Here is a 15,732-nt window from a genome sequence, read left to right on the forward strand (position 1 = left end):
AGGTGTTTATGCAATGTTGACGATTGATGGGTTCAAGCAAGCATTACGACACGCCCAATCCGAGATTGAGGCGAACAAGGATACACTGACCGACCTCGACCGCGCCATTGGTGACGGAGACCACGGTATCAATATGTCGCGCGGCTTTGAAGCGGTCGTCGCCGTACTCGATGACGACTATGCCAGCCTTGGCGACTTGAGCAAGAAAGTCGGGATGACGCTCATGTCGAAAGTCGGCGGCGCAGCCGGTCCACTATACGGGTCGGCATTCGTCAAGGCTGCACCTAAGTTTGGTGACGCGACTGAGGCCGATTTCACGCTCGTTAAAGAAGCGCTTCTTGAGGCGTCGACAGCGATCAAGGCGCGCGGGAAGTCAGAAGTTGGCCAGAAGACAATGGTCGATGTGTGGGAACCGTTCTTGTCTGACTTGAGCGAGGCTGACGATTTTGATGCCAAACTCGACCGCCTCGTCGGCGAGACCGAAGATATGATCGCCACGAAAGGACGGGCATCTTATTTCGGTGAAAACTCACGCGGCACGGTCGACCCTGGCGCACTCTCGAGTTCCATCGTGTTGAAAGCGATTATGAAGGAGGTTGAGTGACATCGTAGAGCTCATCATCGTATCCCATAGCGCTAAAATCGCTGAAGGGATTCAAGACTTGATGAAAGAGATGGCCCCCGCCGTTCCGATCCATTTAGCGAGCGGGCTTGAGGACGGCAGCATCGGGACAGATGTGACCCGTATCCTCGAGGCAATCGAGGCCGTCGACAAAGAAGCGCTCATCTTATCCGATATCGGTTCGGCCACGATGAACGCAGAACTCGCTGTCGATATGTATGAAGGCGATAAAACGATTCAGTTCTATGACGGTCCGATCGTCGAGAGTGCCTTCGTCGCTTCCGTCTCATCCGGTAACGGCATGGATGTCGCTCAAATCGTCGAACAATTGAAAATGGCATAAAAAAAGAGCCTCGCGGCTCTTTTTTTAACGTGGGTTATCGTTTTTCTCATAAATCGGGTTCATGAACTCGGTCGTCGAGTAGAAACGTGGAACAACCACGAACAAGATGACTACCGGGATCGCGATTAAGAGTAGCAAAATCAACACAGGCAACCAATAGACAATTTGTTGTCCGAGCATGTCGATGTTCGCATCCGCAAATTCAGTCGCGCCTTCGACTTCTGCGAGGTCAGCTGTTGCGAGGATTTTGTTGTCCGTCGCATCATAGTAATGGAACTCGGTCTTACGTGTGATGAAGATGCCGTCACGGACCGTATCAATTTCAACGACCGCCGCAATGACTTCATTGCCATTCGAATGACGGAGCGTCTCTTCTTTTACGATTTCAGCCGTTCCTTCTTTGTAGTCATAATGCGTGGCTTTCAGATCCTCTTCAAGGGCGTCCAAGAACGCCTCGTTTGCCGAGGTATTAAGTGGTGCGATTGTTAGAATGAAGATTAGTGCAAGCAGGCTTGCCCATGCTTTTTTCAACATCCCCATGTTCCCCCTTCTCTAATTCCAGTTTAGCGTCATTCCTATTGTACCAAGAAGAAAGAAAAAAGTGTGAAGAAAATGCTATTAAAATAAGAAAAAAGCGTGTCAAATTTTCGGACGGAAAGCTGCCTCCATCCGGTAAATCGGTTGTCCCATGGCGCTGAAGCGCTCTTCGTACTCGGTGCGCACGTTATCCGCCGGCTCGTTCGCATGAAGATCAAGTGAAATATCTGTGAAGTACATGCCGTATTGGCTCATGCTTTCGAGCGAATATTCGAATAACCCCCGGTTATCCGTCTTGAAATGAATCTCGCCTCCGCGTGGCAACACAGCCTCGTATGTGGCGAGGAACGTTTTATACGTCAAACGACGTTTCGCATGGCGTGTCTTCGGCCATGGATCGGAGAAATTCAAATAGACGCGATCGACTTCACCGGCTTCGAAGTAGTCGACGAGTTGCTTGGCATCAACAGTCAACACGCGGACGTTTGGCATCGGTGTCTCGACAAGCTTTTGCACGATCGATACGGCGACGCTCTCGAATAACTCGATGGCGATGAAGTTGACGTCCGGGAACTGTTGGGCCATCCCTAAAATGAATTGCCCTTTCCCCGAACCGACCTCGATGAAGAGCGGATTGTCGTTCTTAAATTCTGCTTTCCAGTTCCCTTTTAACGTTTCGGGATGAGTGATAAAGACGTGTTCTTGAGCTTCCATATATTCTTTGGCCCAAGGTTTGTGACGTAAACGCATGTTTTTCCAACCTTTCGTTCAAGAAATGTTCAAGTTTATGCTGACTAGCCGCTTCGTGCGAGCAGTCCCCTTGCGATTATACACGAAATCATTGTTTAATGAACATGAATCATCCTTCACAAGGAGGTTATATCGATGAGCACGTTGGATCAATTTTTAATCTTTTATGCGGCCCCGCTGACGTTTTTCGGCGCCGTCATCGCCACGTTCGTTTGGGCGTATTTCATGAAACCTGATGATGTCTAATGCATATGGAAAGGGATGGCTCACACTCGTGATCCATCCCTTTTTTCATTGTGTCCGTTCATCTGCCTCATCGAGCAGTTCACGGAGCACGGTCAATCCTTCTGCCCGGGCGATACCGTTCTGTTCCCCATACAACGTGAGAACCGTCTGGGCAATCGCATACCAGTGCATCCGGTAATGGAGCTCTGACGTGTAACGGATGCCGTAATGGCTAAACCACGTCTCCCACTCCGCCTCATCGACATAACTGTAAACGACCATCGCCAAGTCAAAGGCACGGTCGGCGATGATGGCGTCATCCCAGTCGGTCAAATACAATAGACCCGTCTCGTCCTCGATCCAGTTATTATGGTTAAGGTCCGAATGGCAGACGACAAGTTCACGTTCGTCATCAATCGGTTGATGCATAGTGAGCCAACGGACCGCTTCATCAATCGTCACATCCGCCTCGTCTTGCTCATAGGCGGCACATTGCCGAAGCAATAGCGTCGACGTGACCGGTGTATGATTCAATTGCTGCAGCATGAATAATAGCTCTTTCGAATGATGAATCTTCCCAAGCTGTGCCGCCACATCAGACCGTTTCATATCGGTTGGCGATAGCTCACGACCTTCGATGAACTGTTGGGCACTGAGGACGTCGCCGTTGAACATCCGCTTCGTCCACAGCAATTTGGGGACGATGCCTTCGGCGGAAAGAATGGCTAAAAACGGGGACGAGTTCCGTTTGACAAAGATTTTTTGTTGGCGCGTCGTCGCTACGTACGCTTCGCCTGTAATCCCGCCTGCGGAAGCCACCGTCCACTCTTCACCGAGCGCACCGATTATATCTGAATACATATTCATCACGCTCAAATCTCATTAAGAATTACAAAGATACAATCACCATATTAACACGCGATAATCGTCATTGACAACGACTCGACTTGAATCTCACGCGGATTTCGTGCAATCGGGACGAGGCTCGCCGTTTCCCCTTGCACATAAACGTTCCAGTCTCCGTCGGCATGAAACGTCACGTCACCGAATGTTCCGTTCAAATAGACACGGACGCGTTGCCACGCATCGTAGGAATGGCTCGCCGTTAACTCATAGGCAATCACGCCTGGAGGCGACGGAAGGAACTTGAATTGCTCCACGACTTTCTGCCGACTATCGTAACGGAAACACGTATGACGGCGTCGCAATTTCAACAGCGTCTTCACAAATTCGACTTCACTCTGACGCTCGTCCCGCAAATCCCAATCGAAGTGATTGATTCGGTCCGGTGCGTTGTAACTATTTTCGACCCCTTGTTTCGTCCGACCAAACTCCTGGCCTGCATGGAGGAACGGGACGCCTTGCGACGTGATGACGATGGCCGTGGCGAATCGTTGCATCCGTAATCGCACCACCTCGTCCATATCCTCACACGATAAGAGCAATTTATCGTAGGTCGTGTAATTGTCATGCGCCTCGACGTAATTGATTGTATATTGCGGGCTCGGGAATCGTCCGACGGTGACGTTCGGGATTTGAACCGCTCCCGTGATGCACTCGCGAAGCTCCCATTCCCGCCATTCGTTACCAGAGACGAAACCGCGTTCGCGGTCATTGAACGTCGACCCCTTTAACGCGTCCCGCATCATGTCATTGAAGTGCCCGATTCGAGGCATAAAGGCGGCGTTATGGGACGAGGCTTTCAACGATGGGCTGAGCGGTGTCGCCAAATCCCATCCTTCCCCGTAAATCAAGATTGAACGATCAATCTTATCAAGCGAAGCCCGGACTTGATTCATCGTCTCGACATCATGGATTCCCATCAAGTCGAACCGGAAGCCGTCAACGTGATACGCCTCGGCAAAGAAAGTCACACAATCGACAATCATCCGCCGCATCATGTACCGTTCCGAGGCCGTGTCATTCCCAACCCCAGTCCCGTTCGCGACCGTCCCGTCATGTTCATAACGGAAATAGTAGTAAGGGACGAGCGCTTCGAGCGAGGATTGTTCACGGATAAAGACATGGTTCATGACGACATCGACGACGACCCGCATCCCGTGACGATGCAGTTCCTCGACCATATGAGCATATTCTAGAATTCTCGATAACGGCTCGGCTGGGTCTGAGGCGTAACTCCCTTCTAATCCGAACCAATGAATCGGGTCGTATCCCCAATTGTATGGCATCCGGGTCGCCTCATCGACGCTGCCGAAGTCATGGACAGGCAACAGTTGCAGATGGGTGACCCCGAGTTCTTTCAAATAATCGAAGCCGGCACTGTTTTCGCCGCTCGTTCTCACTCCGGTCTCGACGATGCTACCATACAAACCTCGCATCTGACTCATCGAGGACGGATGGCTCGTGAAGTCCCGGATGTTCAGTTCATAGATGACCGCATCGGTCGCTTTCCGAAGTGGCGGCCGTTCCGTCGGCGTGACATCGGCGGCGACATGCGCCTCGACATCGATCAATACGCCAAATTCGCCATTCAGGCTGACGGCTTTCGCGTAAGGATCGACGACCTCGTTCGTTTCGACCGGCGTCTTGACGTACAGTCGATAATAGTGACCTTCATAAAACCGAGGCACGTCGGCATGCCAGACACCACGGCTCTCTTTAGACATACGAAACCGCTCGATTTCACGATGTGTCGTCGAGTCATGGATGACGAGCCAAATCGAGAACGCGACGGGAGACCAAACGTATGCCTCGATCGAGTGTTCGGAAAAAGTGAGGCCGAGCGGTCCGTCATAGGCATAACGGCGTTCGAACTCGTCCGTATGCACGATTTCACGTGGCACGACGACAATCGTTTTATGTCCGGGGTGAAATACAGTATAGACCGCTTCAAGCGTGACCGGTCGCGCCAATCGGATATCTCGCTCAATCGTACCGGCCTCTGTCGTCCATTCATTGAGCACCACATAGTCGACCGGTCGACCGTTCTGTTCAATCTGTACCGGAACGGATTCATATTCGGCGATGACTTCCAGTCGAATCGTCTCGAACGAGAGCAAAGATGCCCGTTCAATCGTCACATGTGACGTCGTTTGCTGCTCTGGTGTGTGATGCATACGCGTTCCATCCTCTCCAACCTACTGGTCCAAAAATTGTCGAAACGGCATCTGGGCTGTCGCATCTAGTAGTTTCGACACATCTCGAATTTGTTGGGCTTTGACGATCGGTGCCCTCGTGTTCACTTGTTTCAGCCACGACTCATAATCAGAGCGTGAAATGAACTGAGTCGACCGTGTCTCGGGCACGTGATCGAAATAGCCTTCTGGGGCCACCGTGACTTTTTGGATGACCCCGTCATAGGACGGAAGAAACTGTCGAATGATTTCTTCAGTGCGCGTCAATGCAATGAGCGGATTGACTACACGTTTATTTTCCCCTTTGAGCGGTTGATGAATCCATGTCTTCTGCTTTGAGATGTGATAGATGCTCCGATCCCCGTCAAGCCATTCGACCAAATACAGATGTGACGGTCCGATGATAAGATGGCTCAATTCGACAGTTGCCCCGTTCCATTCGACAACTGGACGATACATGAAGAAGTGTTGGTCGTTCCATTCGGTCACCATCTTGCGATAACCGTATTCACGAAGGAACGGCAAGAACGGCATGTCTGCTTCGGTCGCCCCTTCACACGCGAACTGCAACTTCTGGATGTGGCGACGGTTCGCGAGGAGCGCCTGGAACTGCGTTTCCGAGAGCGGGGTCGGTTCGAGCTCGATACGTTCCGTTCGACGCCAAAATTTCCACCACGGGTTCTCAAACTCCATGATCTCGGGTGGATTCAACCGATTGGACTCATGCAGGCGGCGCATACGGGCGATATCGGACTCGACGTATTCTTGGAAACGATTGAACTGATCGAGCATATTTCGTTCATATTTAGATGTCACGTCAAAAATTTTAATCGGGATCGCCATGTGTCCTCCTCTGACCGCTGTAACGGAAATACTTCAACTGCCTCATAGGCAGGGGTGTGGTTCGGATTGATTCGATAAAGGATGACGGCTTCAATCGACTCTTCGATCTTGAACGTCGGGGGAATATATGAACTGATCGACCCGGTGTCCCACTTTTTGGCGAGCGTGACGTGCGGGACGAACGGTTTCCGGTCGAGTGACGCAATCTCTTCAGACAGCTTGCGCCGGAGCGTCCCGGTGAGCGCCGTCAATTCTGCAGACGAGTCCGGGACGATCGTCAACACTCGAGGACGATCTGGTCTCCCGAAGTGATCAATTTGTTGGAACGTCAGTGAAAACGGAGCCGTCACTTCCGTCACGTCACGCGTGATCTCTTTGACCGCCTCGACTTCATCATCGTCCAATGCGCCAAGAAACTGAAGCGTCAAATGGAATTCTTCCGGCCGATACGTCCGGCGATACGAATAAAACGGCAAGATGGCCCGTTGAACGCGTTCGAACTCCGCCTCATCCATCGGTAGCGCTATAAAGTAATGTGTCGACATCGGAATCATCCTTTCTCACGAAACCGTCTCAACCCTAAGAATAAAATCGCGCCAATCACACTGACGACTGTGTACATCCAAAATACACCGATAATGCTGTTCACTTCAATGATGATTCCGCTCAACTGATTGAACGCGGCCGTCGCCAAACCTGAAGTAACTGCCATATAGACGCCAATCGCCGTCGAGGTGACGTTTCGGCTGACAAGGCTTCGCACAAACTGAAGCGCGACCGGAATGAGCAGGCCGACGACGAGCCCTTGGACGATGGCGAGCAGCCAGACGACCCACAGTTCTGGTTCGAGTGCGAGCCAACCGTTGCGGAGCGCTGAAACTAACGCCGCTCCCGCAAGTACGTTGACCGTCCCAAGACGTTCAACGATTTGATACGCCACTTTCATGAACGGGATCTCACAAAGCACGGCCACTAAAAACAACGTCCCGACGAGCGTCGTCGAGCCGCCGATACTCGTCACGTATATCCCGAAGTAATAGTTGTTCGCATAGATTGGACCGAAGACGAGCATGCCCCCAATCAAAAAGGCGATGAACGGGGCGTTCCAGACGGCCGACCAAGCGAACGGGGCGACCGTCGTCGCGCGCGTTGCCACCGGTTCGGCAATCGTCCTTAGCACGATGCTACCGGCCACGAGTACGATGGCGCTGAGCAAAAATGTGCTCGCAAGCCCCCACGTCGTATCCGCGATTCGTCCCATCATGAAAACAGCGATAGCGAAACCGGCCGATCCGAATAGACGGATGGCTCCATAATCAATTTTGACACGGGCCGTATAATCGAGCGTCATCATATCGATAAGCGGGATATGCGCGCATTGGAACACCGACCAGGCGACCATCAAGAGCACGATCCAAACGTAATCGGTCGCGAACAAGAACGTGATGGAAAGGGCGGCCGCCCCGATCATGGCGATACCGAGCCACGCCCGGACACGGCCCGTCCGATCGGCAAGCATGCCCCATAACGGCTGGACACCAATCGAGAGGATCGGCATGATGGCGACAATCGTCCCGACCTGACCCGGAGACAAATCAAAGCGTGCCTGCGAGAAGAAAAGTGCCATGTAAGGAATGAGGGCCCCTTGTGCGAAAAAGATAGCGACATACATTGATTGAAACGATAGTTTTTGTTGGTTCACTGTAAACTTCCTTCCTAACAGACAGAGAGCCGACCGAATCAGTCAGCTCTCACGGATTATTATTTAGCGAGCTCATAAATCGCTTCCGCATAGATGGCGGCGGCGCGAAGTAAATCTTCAATTTCCATGTATTCATCGACTTGGTGCGCGACATCTTTCGCTCCTGGGAACAATGCGCCGAAGGCCACACCAGCCTCGAGCGAACGGGCATACGTTCCTCCGCCGATGGCCATCAAGTGTGCCGATTCGCCGGTTTGACGCTCATACACATCCGCCAACGTTTTCACGAGCGGATGGTCTTCGGCCACGTGGTGCGGCGGCATGTGGTGACGCGTCGACAGTTCGAACCCGAACGACAAGGCGATCTCTTTCAAGTTTTGCAATCGTTCTTCAAACTTCGCGGTATACGGATAACGGATATTGACCGTCGCCGTCCGCTCTTCGCCCTGATAGTGGAACACGCCACCGTTAATCGTCAAGTCACCGGTCTCGTCGGTCGCTTCGATGCCGAGCGAAATCCCGCGTGAGTCAGCAAAGACGTGGCGGATGAACTCGATGTAGCGCTCCCCTTGAATATCGAGTGGAAGCGTCAGTAGGAACCCGGCAAGTACGTAGGCCGCGTTCACACCATTATCCGGCTCCATCGCATGGGCGGCGACACCTTTCATCGTGAACGTATACGTCCCCGCGTCCCATGTGCACGTCCCGTCGGCCTCATATTTCGCAAGGTAGGCCTCAAATTTTTCTTCGAGCACATCTTCTGTCTCGAGTACCGCGGTCGCGAAATCTGGGACCATGTTCGGACGTTCTCCGCTCACGAACGAGACCAAGTGATGTTTCGAGCCGGGTACGCGCTGAATTGGGAGTTGCTTCAAGACACCGTCATACAAACCTTTTTCCGCGTTAATAATCGGGAAATCAGCATCCGGTGCGAAACCGTATGTAGGCATCGCTTCCTGCTTAAAATATTCACGGACACAGCGCCATTCGCTCTCCTCGTCACAACCGGCGATGAGTCGGACACGTTTCGATAGCGGCAACCCGAGTTCTTTCACGATGCGCAACCCGTAATAAGCAGCCATCGTCGGACCCTTATCGTCATTGCTGCCGCGGGCGTACAGTTTCCCGTCCGCGACCGTCGGATTGAACGCCCCATACGTCCATCCGTCTCCGGCCGGCACCACGTCTAAGTGGCAGAGGATCCCAACGATTTCTTCGCCTGACCCGTACTCCAAATGGCCAGCGTAACCGCCGACATCTTTCGTCACGAATCCGTCACGCTCTCCTAACGCAAACATATAATCGAGGGCACGGCGGACTTCAGGACCAAACGGCTCGTTCGGTCCGGCCTTGTCTTCATCGAGGACGCTCGGGATTTGTAACAACCCTTTTAAATCTTCTAAAAACGCGTCTGTTCGTGCGTCGACTTCTTGTCTCCAATTCATCTCAATCTCCCCTTTGCGAATGTTCTCTCCCTTATTAGTATATCCAAATGTTAGAAAGACGAACATTCATTTCGAAATTATTTTTTCGTTCGTCTTTTAGAAGTTTTATTATCCATTTACACGATGTTCATTCGATATTTACGTTCCTAACATGTTCTTTACATTTCGATTGTTCGTTCTTTTCACTTGCAATTCTATTTGAGAGCGGTATACTAAAGGTGTAATTTTAGAAAATAACAATTTCATATTTCATTTGTCGTCCGTAGGTTTTGTCTTTCATCATTCTACGCATTGGGAGGTCATCCAATGAAAGGTTCAACAGATCGTATGCTAACCCGCATCAAGTCCATTTATTTGTTCATTAACGAAAGGGAATGCGTCACCACTTCAGAACTAGTAGAGGAGTTTGGGATCACGTCACGCACCGTACAACGTGATTTGAACGTTCTTGAATACAACAATCTGGTTGAAAGTCCGAGTCGGGGCACGTGGACGTCATCGAAACGTTCGCTCAAGACGGCAAATTGAATAACAAGTTACAAGGGATTCCGCACGCGGGTCCCTTTTTTTTTGCACAAAAAAGTACGTGCCGATTGACACGTACTTCCGAATCATATGAGGAACAAGTCGACTTCCGTTTCTGTCAACTCACGGTATGCACCAGGTTCAAGCGTCGGATCGAGTTCGAGGCCACCGATTTGGACGCGCTCGAGCCGCTCCACATGTTTTCCGACCGCGGCGACCATCCGTTTCACTTGATGATACTTCCCTTCCGAGAGCGTCAAGCGAATCGTCGAGCGGCGACCGGACTTGCTGAGCAGTTCAAGTCGTGCCGGTTTCGTCGTGTAGCCGTCCTCGAGTTCGACGCCTTCGGCGAAGCGACGGACATCATCTGCCGTCATCTCCCCATCGACTTCGGCGATATATACTTTGTCGACGTGTTTACGAGGCGACATGAGCGCGTGATTGAACGCCCCATCGTTCGTCAATAGCAACAGGCCGGTCGTATCTTTGTCGAGGCGTCCGACCGGGAACAAATCGTAATGGGCATAGGCCGGGTCGATTAAATCGACGACCGTCGACTCGACTTTGTCCTCGGTCGCACTGATGACACCAGCCGGCTTGTTCATCATCAAATAGACGAACGGTTTGTACTCGACGACTTCCCCGTGCACGGTCACACGTTCCGCCTCTAAGTTGATTTGTCGTTTCGCATCTTTGACGGGCTGGTCATCGATCCGGACGGCCCCTTGTTTCAATAAAATCTTGACGTCTTTACGCGAACCATATCCCATGTTCGCCAATAATTTATCAATTCGCATTATGCTTTCCTCCGATATTGGAATCGTTTCCCTAGTAGTTTTCCGGCCAAGTGACTTCTCCAACCGAGATAGCCGTATACGACGAGGCCGATTCCGAAACCGACAATCGTAGCCAATATATCGTTCCCCCAGCTCGGCTCATCTCGGAGCGTGACGAACAACGAGCCGTATACCGCGATAAACATCGCCCCACCCATGGCAAACATGAGCATCGTCCGACGCAACAATTGCTTATACGGGAACTGGAGCGTCCGTTGAATTTTCCACACCATGAGGATGATCGCGACAATATAGCCGGCGATCGTCGCGTAACCGGCGCCGATGCCGCCGAGCGCATAGACGAACGGTACGTTGAGTGCAGCTTTCGTCAATAGTCCCATCGCCGTCGCGAAAATCGTGAAGTACTGACGATTGATCCCTTGCAGGATGGCCGCTGCCACCGAGTAATAGGCCAGGAAGAACGCACTCGGCGCATAGTGGAGCAAGTAGACCCACCCTTCCCGGTCACCCGGGAACAGTGTCCCGAACAACGGCTCGGAAAGGGCGACCAACCCGATGACGGCCGGGATGGTGACAAAGAACGACACTTGGAAGATGTGGTTCACTTGATTACGGACTTTATTCATGTCGCCGTGCGTGAACGATTTCGTGACGAGCGGAATCGTCGCCATCGACACACTTGCCGCGATCGAGACCGGAATCAAGACGATCTTATGGGCGTTCCCGGTCAAGAATCCAAAAGCGGACGTCGCTTCAGCGACTGACTTGCCCGAGTTGAGCAACGTGTTGACCATCGTCAACTGGTCGACGAACTGATAGAGCGGCGTCGACAAGCCGACCATGACGATCGGGATCGAGTAACTGAGCAACTCGAGCAAGAGCGATTTCATCGAACGGACTGGCGTACCGGCCGGATTATCCGTCTGACGATGGATGTCTTTCCGTTTGCGCCAATACATGGCGAGCACGACGATACTTCCGATCGCCCCGATAAAGGCGCTGAACGTCGCGATCGTCACGGCGAGTACTTTCAACCCGTTCAACTCGGTCGTCGCCACGGCAGCGGTCCCACCGAGCGAGTCGGCGAGCGGACGAATGAGTGCCGAGTCCGAGAAGACGAACAAGACGAGCATCGTTCCGCTGAGCAGGAACATGATGCGGACGATCTGTTCGATGACTTGCGAGATGGCCGTCGGGGCCATGTCCTGATGTCCTTGGAAATAGCCGCGCACCATGCTCATCGCTGGGATGAGCAGGAGTGCGAAACTGACGCTACGCGTGACGAGCGTCAACGAGTCGATATATTGCTGATTGTTCTCCGAGTTGCGGACCATGAGTTCTGATAACCACGGTGCTGAGAAAAACAGTAATAAAAAAGCGACGACTCCGGTCACGAGCATCAGCTTCATCCCTTGACGGAACAAGCGCTGACTCGTGCCATATTCACCGAGCGCGTTATACTTGGCGATAAATTTTGAGACGGCGACAGGAATCCCCGCCGTCGAAATGGCGATCATGAGCGCATAATAGGTGTAGGCCGCCTGATAGAGCGTGACGCCGGCAATCCCGACCATCGCTTGGAAGGGAAACGTATAGAGCAGTCCGAGCGCACGCGAGATCAAATTTCCGGCTGATAAGAGCAGCGTGCCTTTGACGAAGGACTCCCGTCCTGAATCTTGTTTGACACTTGATGACATGAGATACCTCCATCTATTCTTCCACAACTAATGTACCTAGTTTTACAAAACAACCGTTTCTCATTATACTCTTACTGTTGCAGATAATAAAGTTACGAACCGTTAAAGTTTAGATTGAGAAGAGAAACGAGGGATACCATGATGAAAGATGTCATCGTCATCGGAGGAGGCCCAAGCGGCCTGATGGCGACCTACGCCGCCGCCAAAGCCGGAGCGAACACGCTCCTGATTGATAAAGGTTCGAAGCTCGGACGCAAGCTCGCCATTTCTGGCGGCGGGCGCTGTAACGTCACGAACCGCAAGCCCGTCGACGAACTGATTCAGTTCATTCCGGGGAACGGACGCTTCTTATATAGCGCCCTCGCCCAGTTCGACAACCAGTCGATTATCGACTTGTTCACCGGGTTCGGCATCCCATTAAAAGAAGAAGACAACGGCCGGATGTTCCCAGTGACGGACAAAGCGCAAGATGTCGTCAACACGCTCCTCGGCGCCATCGACGCACTCGGTGTCGAGATTCGCAAAAACGCGAAAGTGAAGACGCTCCATTTTAATGAAGCAAACGAGTTTGAAGCGGTCGAACTGGAGGACGGCGAACGCATCGAAGCAGGCGCCTGTGTCATCGCTGTCGGCGGACAATCTGTCCCCCACACCGGCTCGACCGGCGACGGATATCCGTGGGCCGAGAAAGCCGGGCACACGATCACGGAACTGTTCCCGACCGAGGTGCCGATTTTGTTGAACGATGCCTTTATCGGCACGAAACAGCTTCAAGGGCTGTCGCTCCGGGACGTCGCCCTCACCGTCCACGGTAAAAAAGGCAAACCGATCAAGACACACCGTGGCGATATGATATTCACGCACTTCGGCATCTCGGGCCCGATCGCCCTCCGTTGCAGCCAATATACGATCAAAGAGCGCAAACGCAGCAAAGAGCGTGTCGTCGCCCTCTCGCTCGACTTGTTCCCGGACATGGCACGTGACGAGCTGTATCAAGAACTGTGGAACCAAGTCCAAGAACAACCGAAACGGGCCGTCAAGAACGTCTGGAAAGGGTTTATCCCGGAACGGATGCTCGACCTGTTGTTGGCCGACCTCGCTTTCGGTGAAGAAGACGCGAGTCAGTTGAAGAAACAATCGGTCATCGATTTTGCGACACGACTGAAGACGTTTGAGCTACATGCGACCGGGACGCTCGATTTCGACAAAGCGTTCGTCACCGGCGGCGGCGTCTCTGTCAAAGAGATCGCCCCGCAGACGATGATGTCGAAGAAAGCGGACGGCCTGTTCTTCGCCGGCGAGGTGCTCGACATTCACGGCTATACAGGTGGTTATAATATCACGGCCGCCTTCACGACCGGGCATTGTGCCGGGTCGCACGCCGCAGAATTTGCTGTACGTACAACCGTATAAGAAAGAGAGCCTATCGCGCGCGATAGGCTCTCTTTCTGGTGTCACTGTTTCGCTTCAAGTTGGCGTCGCACTTCCGCCTCGAGCTCTGGCTCGGGTGGCAACCAGCCTTCCGGCTTCATGACCTTATTGTCTGACGCGCGCAGGATCGGCTTACCATCCGGACCGAGCTTCGCCATATTGGCGCGCTGCACGATCTCGAACAACGGCACCGGGTCGAGCCCGAGCTCGACGAAACTGCCCATCACGAAATAGAGGGCGTCCGTGAGCGCATCACCTTGTCCGACGAGTCGCTCGACGTCATTTGTCGGTGGGGCGTCCTGGAGCGATTTCTGAACCGCCTGTTCGAATCCTTGTTGGAACGTGGCGACGGCTTGCAGGAACTCTTCCTCGTTCCGTGCCGATTGATGTAAAAATTCGACGACGGCCTCTTCTGCCGTCCAGACCGAACGTTTGACGGCCCGCTCTAACTCGAGCGGCTGTGGTGCACTCGCTTCCGGGTGCCCGAACGTCTCATGGAATTGGCGAACTTCTTCATAGAAATAGCGTTTGCTCATATGATCCTCTCCTATCAGTCGACCGAGACGAAGTCGTCAAGGTCGAACACATCTGGTCGCACGATGGCGAAAATTTCATTGTCTTGTAAAAACATACCGGTCGACCCGTACACACGAGGAGTGACCATCTGTCCGTTCATCGTCCCTTCATCCGGGTTGATCGTGTAGAGGACGAGTTCTTCTGAATCGAGGACGTAAATGCGTCCCTGGCGTTCGACGAGGCCGACACCGCGGAAGTTCTCGAACTTCTGTTGAATCGAGGCGCTCATCCCTTCGGTCGTGAGCGGTTTTCTCGACTCGATGGCCCACTCCGTCTCAGGCGCTGGCGTTTCTTCGGCGTCTGCCTCATCAGCCGTGGTCGCCGTATCGGCGTCTGAATCCACTTCGGTCGTCGCATCCGTCTCGGTCGCATCGGCTGTTTCTTCTGTCTCTGGCTTCGCTTCAGCGTCGGTGGCCGTCTCATCCTCGAGCGTCCGTTCTTGGACGTATAACAGTTCCACATCCGGCGTGTCCGCCAAACGGCTCATGATGATCAGTCGTTTCGTCTCCTCGTCATAACCGAGGCCGAACAATCGGTCTGTCGAGGCGATTCCTTTAATCAATTTGCGTCGTTGTTCCGTCCACCGGCCTTCTTCACGCTCGATTGTCACGAGAACCCCATTCGCCGTGACGGCATAAATCTTGTCCTCGGAAATCATGCGCATACCGATGAACTCGCCGAACCGGTAGGGCTGTCCTTCGTTGCTGAGGATGAGTGACGCGTTCACGCGATTGGCGTTCCCGCTCACTTCGAAAAACTCTTTATTTTTCGTCAAGACGAGATATGACCCGATCGTGTCACTATAGTACACTTCATCGAGCTGTTGAATCTGTTCGAGGGCATCGGTCGTATCGATATCCTCCTCGTCCGGCGAAGCTTCGACGGGAGGTACAGATGTCGCTTGGTGACTCGTTTGAATCTCTATTTTTTCAAACGTCGAGGCGATTTGGCTTTGAATATCCTCGTCCGAAAAGACGAACACATAGCACAAAATCACGCCGACGACGACGGCAAACAGCGTCGTATATAGTACGTAAGAACGTTTCATGGACGTTTCGTCCCCTTTACATGCAGTATCGCCCTTTAGTGTAACAAACCCGCCCCGAAAAGAAAACGACATCATACAAAAGAAAGGAACGTGTGA

General features: G+C 52.6%; 17 protein-coding genes. 5 read left to right on the top strand and 12 right to left on the bottom strand.

Going from position 1 to position 15,732, the window contains the following annotated elements:
* Window positions 1-13 precede the first annotated feature (13 nt).
* Entirely contained in the window at window positions 14-604 is a 591-nt protein-coding gene (gene dhaL, locus KNP02_RS01195; protein ID WP_138859163.1) for a dihydroxyacetone kinase subunit DhaL, read from the top strand.
* A complete protein-coding gene (gene dhaM, locus KNP02_RS01200; RefSeq protein ID WP_256440833.1) occupies window positions 597-965 on the top strand; it encodes a dihydroxyacetone kinase phosphoryl donor subunit DhaM in 369 nt (122 codons plus the stop codon). The genes dhaL and dhaM overlap by 8 nt, the downstream gene beginning before the upstream one ends.
* A gap of 24 nt (window positions 966-989) precedes the next feature.
* Here the strand turns inward: dhaM and KNP02_RS01205 are convergent, their stop codons facing one another.
* A complete protein-coding gene (locus KNP02_RS01205; RefSeq protein WP_233004420.1) occupies window positions 990-1,499 on the bottom strand; it encodes a hypothetical protein in 510 nt (169 codons plus the stop codon).
* A gap of 105 nt (window positions 1,500-1,604) precedes the next feature.
* Entirely contained in the window at window positions 1,605-2,252 is a 648-nt protein-coding gene (gene trmB, locus KNP02_RS01210; protein WP_138859161.1) for a tRNA (guanosine(46)-N7)-methyltransferase TrmB, read from the bottom strand.
* Window positions 2,253-2,387: 135 nt separating this feature from the next.
* On the opposite strand from trmB, the gene cydS reads away from it, so the two are divergent.
* Window positions 2,388-2,498, top strand: a complete 111-nt coding sequence (cydS, locus tag KNP02_RS15025) for a cytochrome bd oxidase small subunit CydS family protein (protein ID WP_021065570.1) — start codon at window positions 2,388-2,390, stop codon at window positions 2,496-2,498.
* 45 nt (window positions 2,499-2,543) lie between these two features.
* On the opposite strand, the gene KNP02_RS01215 is transcribed toward cydS, so the two are convergent.
* The 6 genes from KNP02_RS01215 to pepV are packed head-to-tail and all read right to left on the bottom strand — an operon-like array spanning window position 2,544 to window position 9,562.
* On the bottom strand, window positions 2,544-3,338 hold the full coding sequence (locus tag KNP02_RS01215) for a phosphotransferase family protein (protein WP_034779996.1): 795 nt from the start codon (window positions 3,336-3,338) through the stop codon (window positions 2,544-2,546).
* 50 nt (window positions 3,339-3,388) lie between these two features.
* Window positions 3,389-5,554, bottom strand: a complete 2,166-nt coding sequence (gene pulA / locus KNP02_RS01220; protein WP_214706461.1) for a type I pullulanase — start codon at window positions 5,552-5,554, stop codon at window positions 3,389-3,391.
* Window positions 5,555-5,575: 21 nt separating this feature from the next.
* On the bottom strand, window positions 5,576-6,415 hold the full coding sequence (locus KNP02_RS01225) for an NERD domain-containing protein (protein WP_214706463.1): 840 nt from the start codon (window positions 6,413-6,415) through the stop codon (window positions 5,576-5,578).
* The gene (thpR, locus tag KNP02_RS01230; protein ID WP_214706465.1) at window positions 6,385-6,960 is read right to left on the bottom strand and encodes an RNA 2',3'-cyclic phosphodiesterase; all 576 of its coding nucleotides are present in this window, start codon (window positions 6,958-6,960) and stop codon (window positions 6,385-6,387) included. The genes KNP02_RS01225 and thpR overlap by 31 nt, the downstream gene beginning before the upstream one ends.
* A 5-nt stretch (window positions 6,961-6,965) precedes the next feature.
* Window positions 6,966-8,117: an MFS transporter gene (locus tag KNP02_RS01235; RefSeq protein WP_084592834.1), complete on the bottom strand. Its 1,152-nt coding sequence runs from the start codon at window positions 8,115-8,117 to the stop codon at window positions 6,966-6,968.
* A 59-nt stretch (window positions 8,118-8,176) separates the two neighbouring features.
* A complete protein-coding gene (gene pepV, locus KNP02_RS01240; protein WP_214706482.1) occupies window positions 8,177-9,562 on the bottom strand; it encodes a dipeptidase PepV in 1,386 nt (461 codons plus the stop codon).
* A 306-nt stretch (window positions 9,563-9,868) separates the two neighbouring features.
* Here pepV and KNP02_RS01245 point away from each other — a divergent pair, with 306 nt between their 5' ends.
* The gene (locus KNP02_RS01245; RefSeq protein ID WP_081637897.1) at window positions 9,869-10,090 is read left to right on the top strand and encodes a DeoR family transcriptional regulator; all 222 of its coding nucleotides are present in this window, start codon (window positions 9,869-9,871) and stop codon (window positions 10,088-10,090) included.
* 83 nt (window positions 10,091-10,173) lie between these two features.
* Here the strand turns inward: KNP02_RS01245 and KNP02_RS01250 are convergent, their stop codons facing one another.
* Together KNP02_RS01250 and KNP02_RS01255 are read right to left on the bottom strand one after the other, a co-directional pair.
* Window positions 10,174-10,884, bottom strand: coding sequence for a pseudouridine synthase (locus KNP02_RS01250; RefSeq protein ID WP_034778298.1), 711 nt, complete (start codon window positions 10,882-10,884; stop codon window positions 10,174-10,176).
* Window positions 10,884-12,581, bottom strand: a complete 1,698-nt coding sequence (locus KNP02_RS01255) for a putative polysaccharide biosynthesis protein (RefSeq protein ID WP_214706493.1) — start codon at window positions 12,579-12,581, stop codon at window positions 10,884-10,886. The genes KNP02_RS01250 and KNP02_RS01255 overlap by 1 nt, the downstream gene beginning before the upstream one ends.
* Window positions 12,582-12,719: 138 nt before the next feature.
* Here KNP02_RS01255 and KNP02_RS01260 point away from each other — a divergent pair, with 138 nt between their 5' ends.
* Window positions 12,720-13,994, top strand: coding sequence for a BaiN/RdsA family NAD(P)/FAD-dependent oxidoreductase (locus tag KNP02_RS01260; RefSeq protein WP_034778302.1), 1,275 nt, complete (start codon window positions 12,720-12,722; stop codon window positions 13,992-13,994).
* A 41-nt stretch (window positions 13,995-14,035) separates the two neighbouring features.
* Here the strand turns inward: KNP02_RS01260 and KNP02_RS01265 are convergent, their stop codons facing one another.
* Together KNP02_RS01265 and KNP02_RS01270 are read right to left on the bottom strand one after the other, a co-directional pair.
* Window positions 14,036-14,548, bottom strand: coding sequence for a pyrophosphohydrolase domain-containing protein (locus KNP02_RS01265; protein WP_214706495.1), 513 nt, complete (start codon window positions 14,546-14,548; stop codon window positions 14,036-14,038).
* 14 nt (window positions 14,549-14,562) lie between these two features.
* Complete coding sequence (locus tag KNP02_RS01270) at window positions 14,563-15,636, bottom strand: hypothetical protein (protein WP_214706497.1); 1,074 nt, start codon at window positions 15,634-15,636, stop codon at window positions 14,563-14,565.
* Between the last annotated feature and the right edge of the window lie 96 nt (window positions 15,637-15,732).

It is taken from the genome of Exiguobacterium sp. s40, from assembly GCF_018617905.1.
Classification (GTDB): domain Bacteria; phylum Bacillota; class Bacilli; order Exiguobacteriales; family Exiguobacteriaceae; genus Exiguobacterium; species Exiguobacterium mexicanum_A.

What these genes read in the sequence shown, in the direction of transcription:
- dhaL (WP_138859163.1), top strand. Translation starts at nt 14, where the DNA reads ATGTTGACGATTGATGGGTTCAAGCAAGCATTACGACACGCCCAATCC.
- KNP02_RS01205 (WP_233004420.1), bottom strand. Translation starts at nt 1,499, where the DNA reads ATGTTGAAAAAAGCATGGGCAAGCCTGCTTGCACTAATCTTCATTCTA.
- trmB (WP_138859161.1), bottom strand. Translation starts at nt 2,252, where the DNA reads ATGCGTTTACGTCACAAACCTTGGGCCAAAGAATATATGGAAGCTCAA.
- cydS (WP_021065570.1), top strand. Translation starts at nt 2,388, where the DNA reads ATGAGCACGTTGGATCAATTTTTAATCTTTTATGCGGCCCCGCTGACG.
- KNP02_RS01215 (WP_034779996.1), bottom strand. Translation starts at nt 3,338, where the DNA reads ATGTATTCAGATATAATCGGTGCGCTCGGTGAAGAGTGGACGGTGGCT.
- pulA (WP_214706461.1), bottom strand. Translation starts at nt 5,554, where the DNA reads ATGCATCACACACCAGAGCAGCAAACGACGTCACATGTGACGATTGAA.
- KNP02_RS01225 (WP_214706463.1), bottom strand. Translation starts at nt 6,415, where the DNA reads ATGGCGATCCCGATTAAAATTTTTGACGTGACATCTAAATATGAACGA.
- thpR (WP_214706465.1), bottom strand. Translation starts at nt 6,960, where the DNA reads ATGTCGACACATTACTTTATAGCGCTACCGATGGATGAGGCGGAGTTC.
- pepV (WP_214706482.1), bottom strand. Translation starts at nt 9,562, where the DNA reads ATGAATTGGAGACAAGAAGTCGACGCACGAACAGACGCGTTTTTAGAA.
- KNP02_RS01245 (WP_081637897.1), top strand. Translation starts at nt 9,869, where the DNA reads ATGAAAGGTTCAACAGATCGTATGCTAACCCGCATCAAGTCCATTTAT.
- KNP02_RS01250 (WP_034778298.1), bottom strand. Translation starts at nt 10,884, where the DNA reads ATGCGAATTGATAAATTATTGGCGAACATGGGATATGGTTCGCGTAAA.
- KNP02_RS01255 (WP_214706493.1), bottom strand. Translation starts at nt 12,581, where the DNA reads ATGTCATCAAGTGTCAAACAAGATTCAGGACGGGAGTCCTTCGTCAAA.
- KNP02_RS01260 (WP_034778302.1), top strand. Translation starts at nt 12,720, where the DNA reads ATGATGAAAGATGTCATCGTCATCGGAGGAGGCCCAAGCGGCCTGATG.
- KNP02_RS01265 (WP_214706495.1), bottom strand. Translation starts at nt 14,548, where the DNA reads ATGAGCAAACGCTATTTCTATGAAGAAGTTCGCCAATTCCATGAGACG.
- KNP02_RS01270 (WP_214706497.1), bottom strand. Translation starts at nt 15,636, where the DNA reads ATGAAACGTTCTTACGTACTATATACGACGCTGTTTGCCGTCGTCGTC.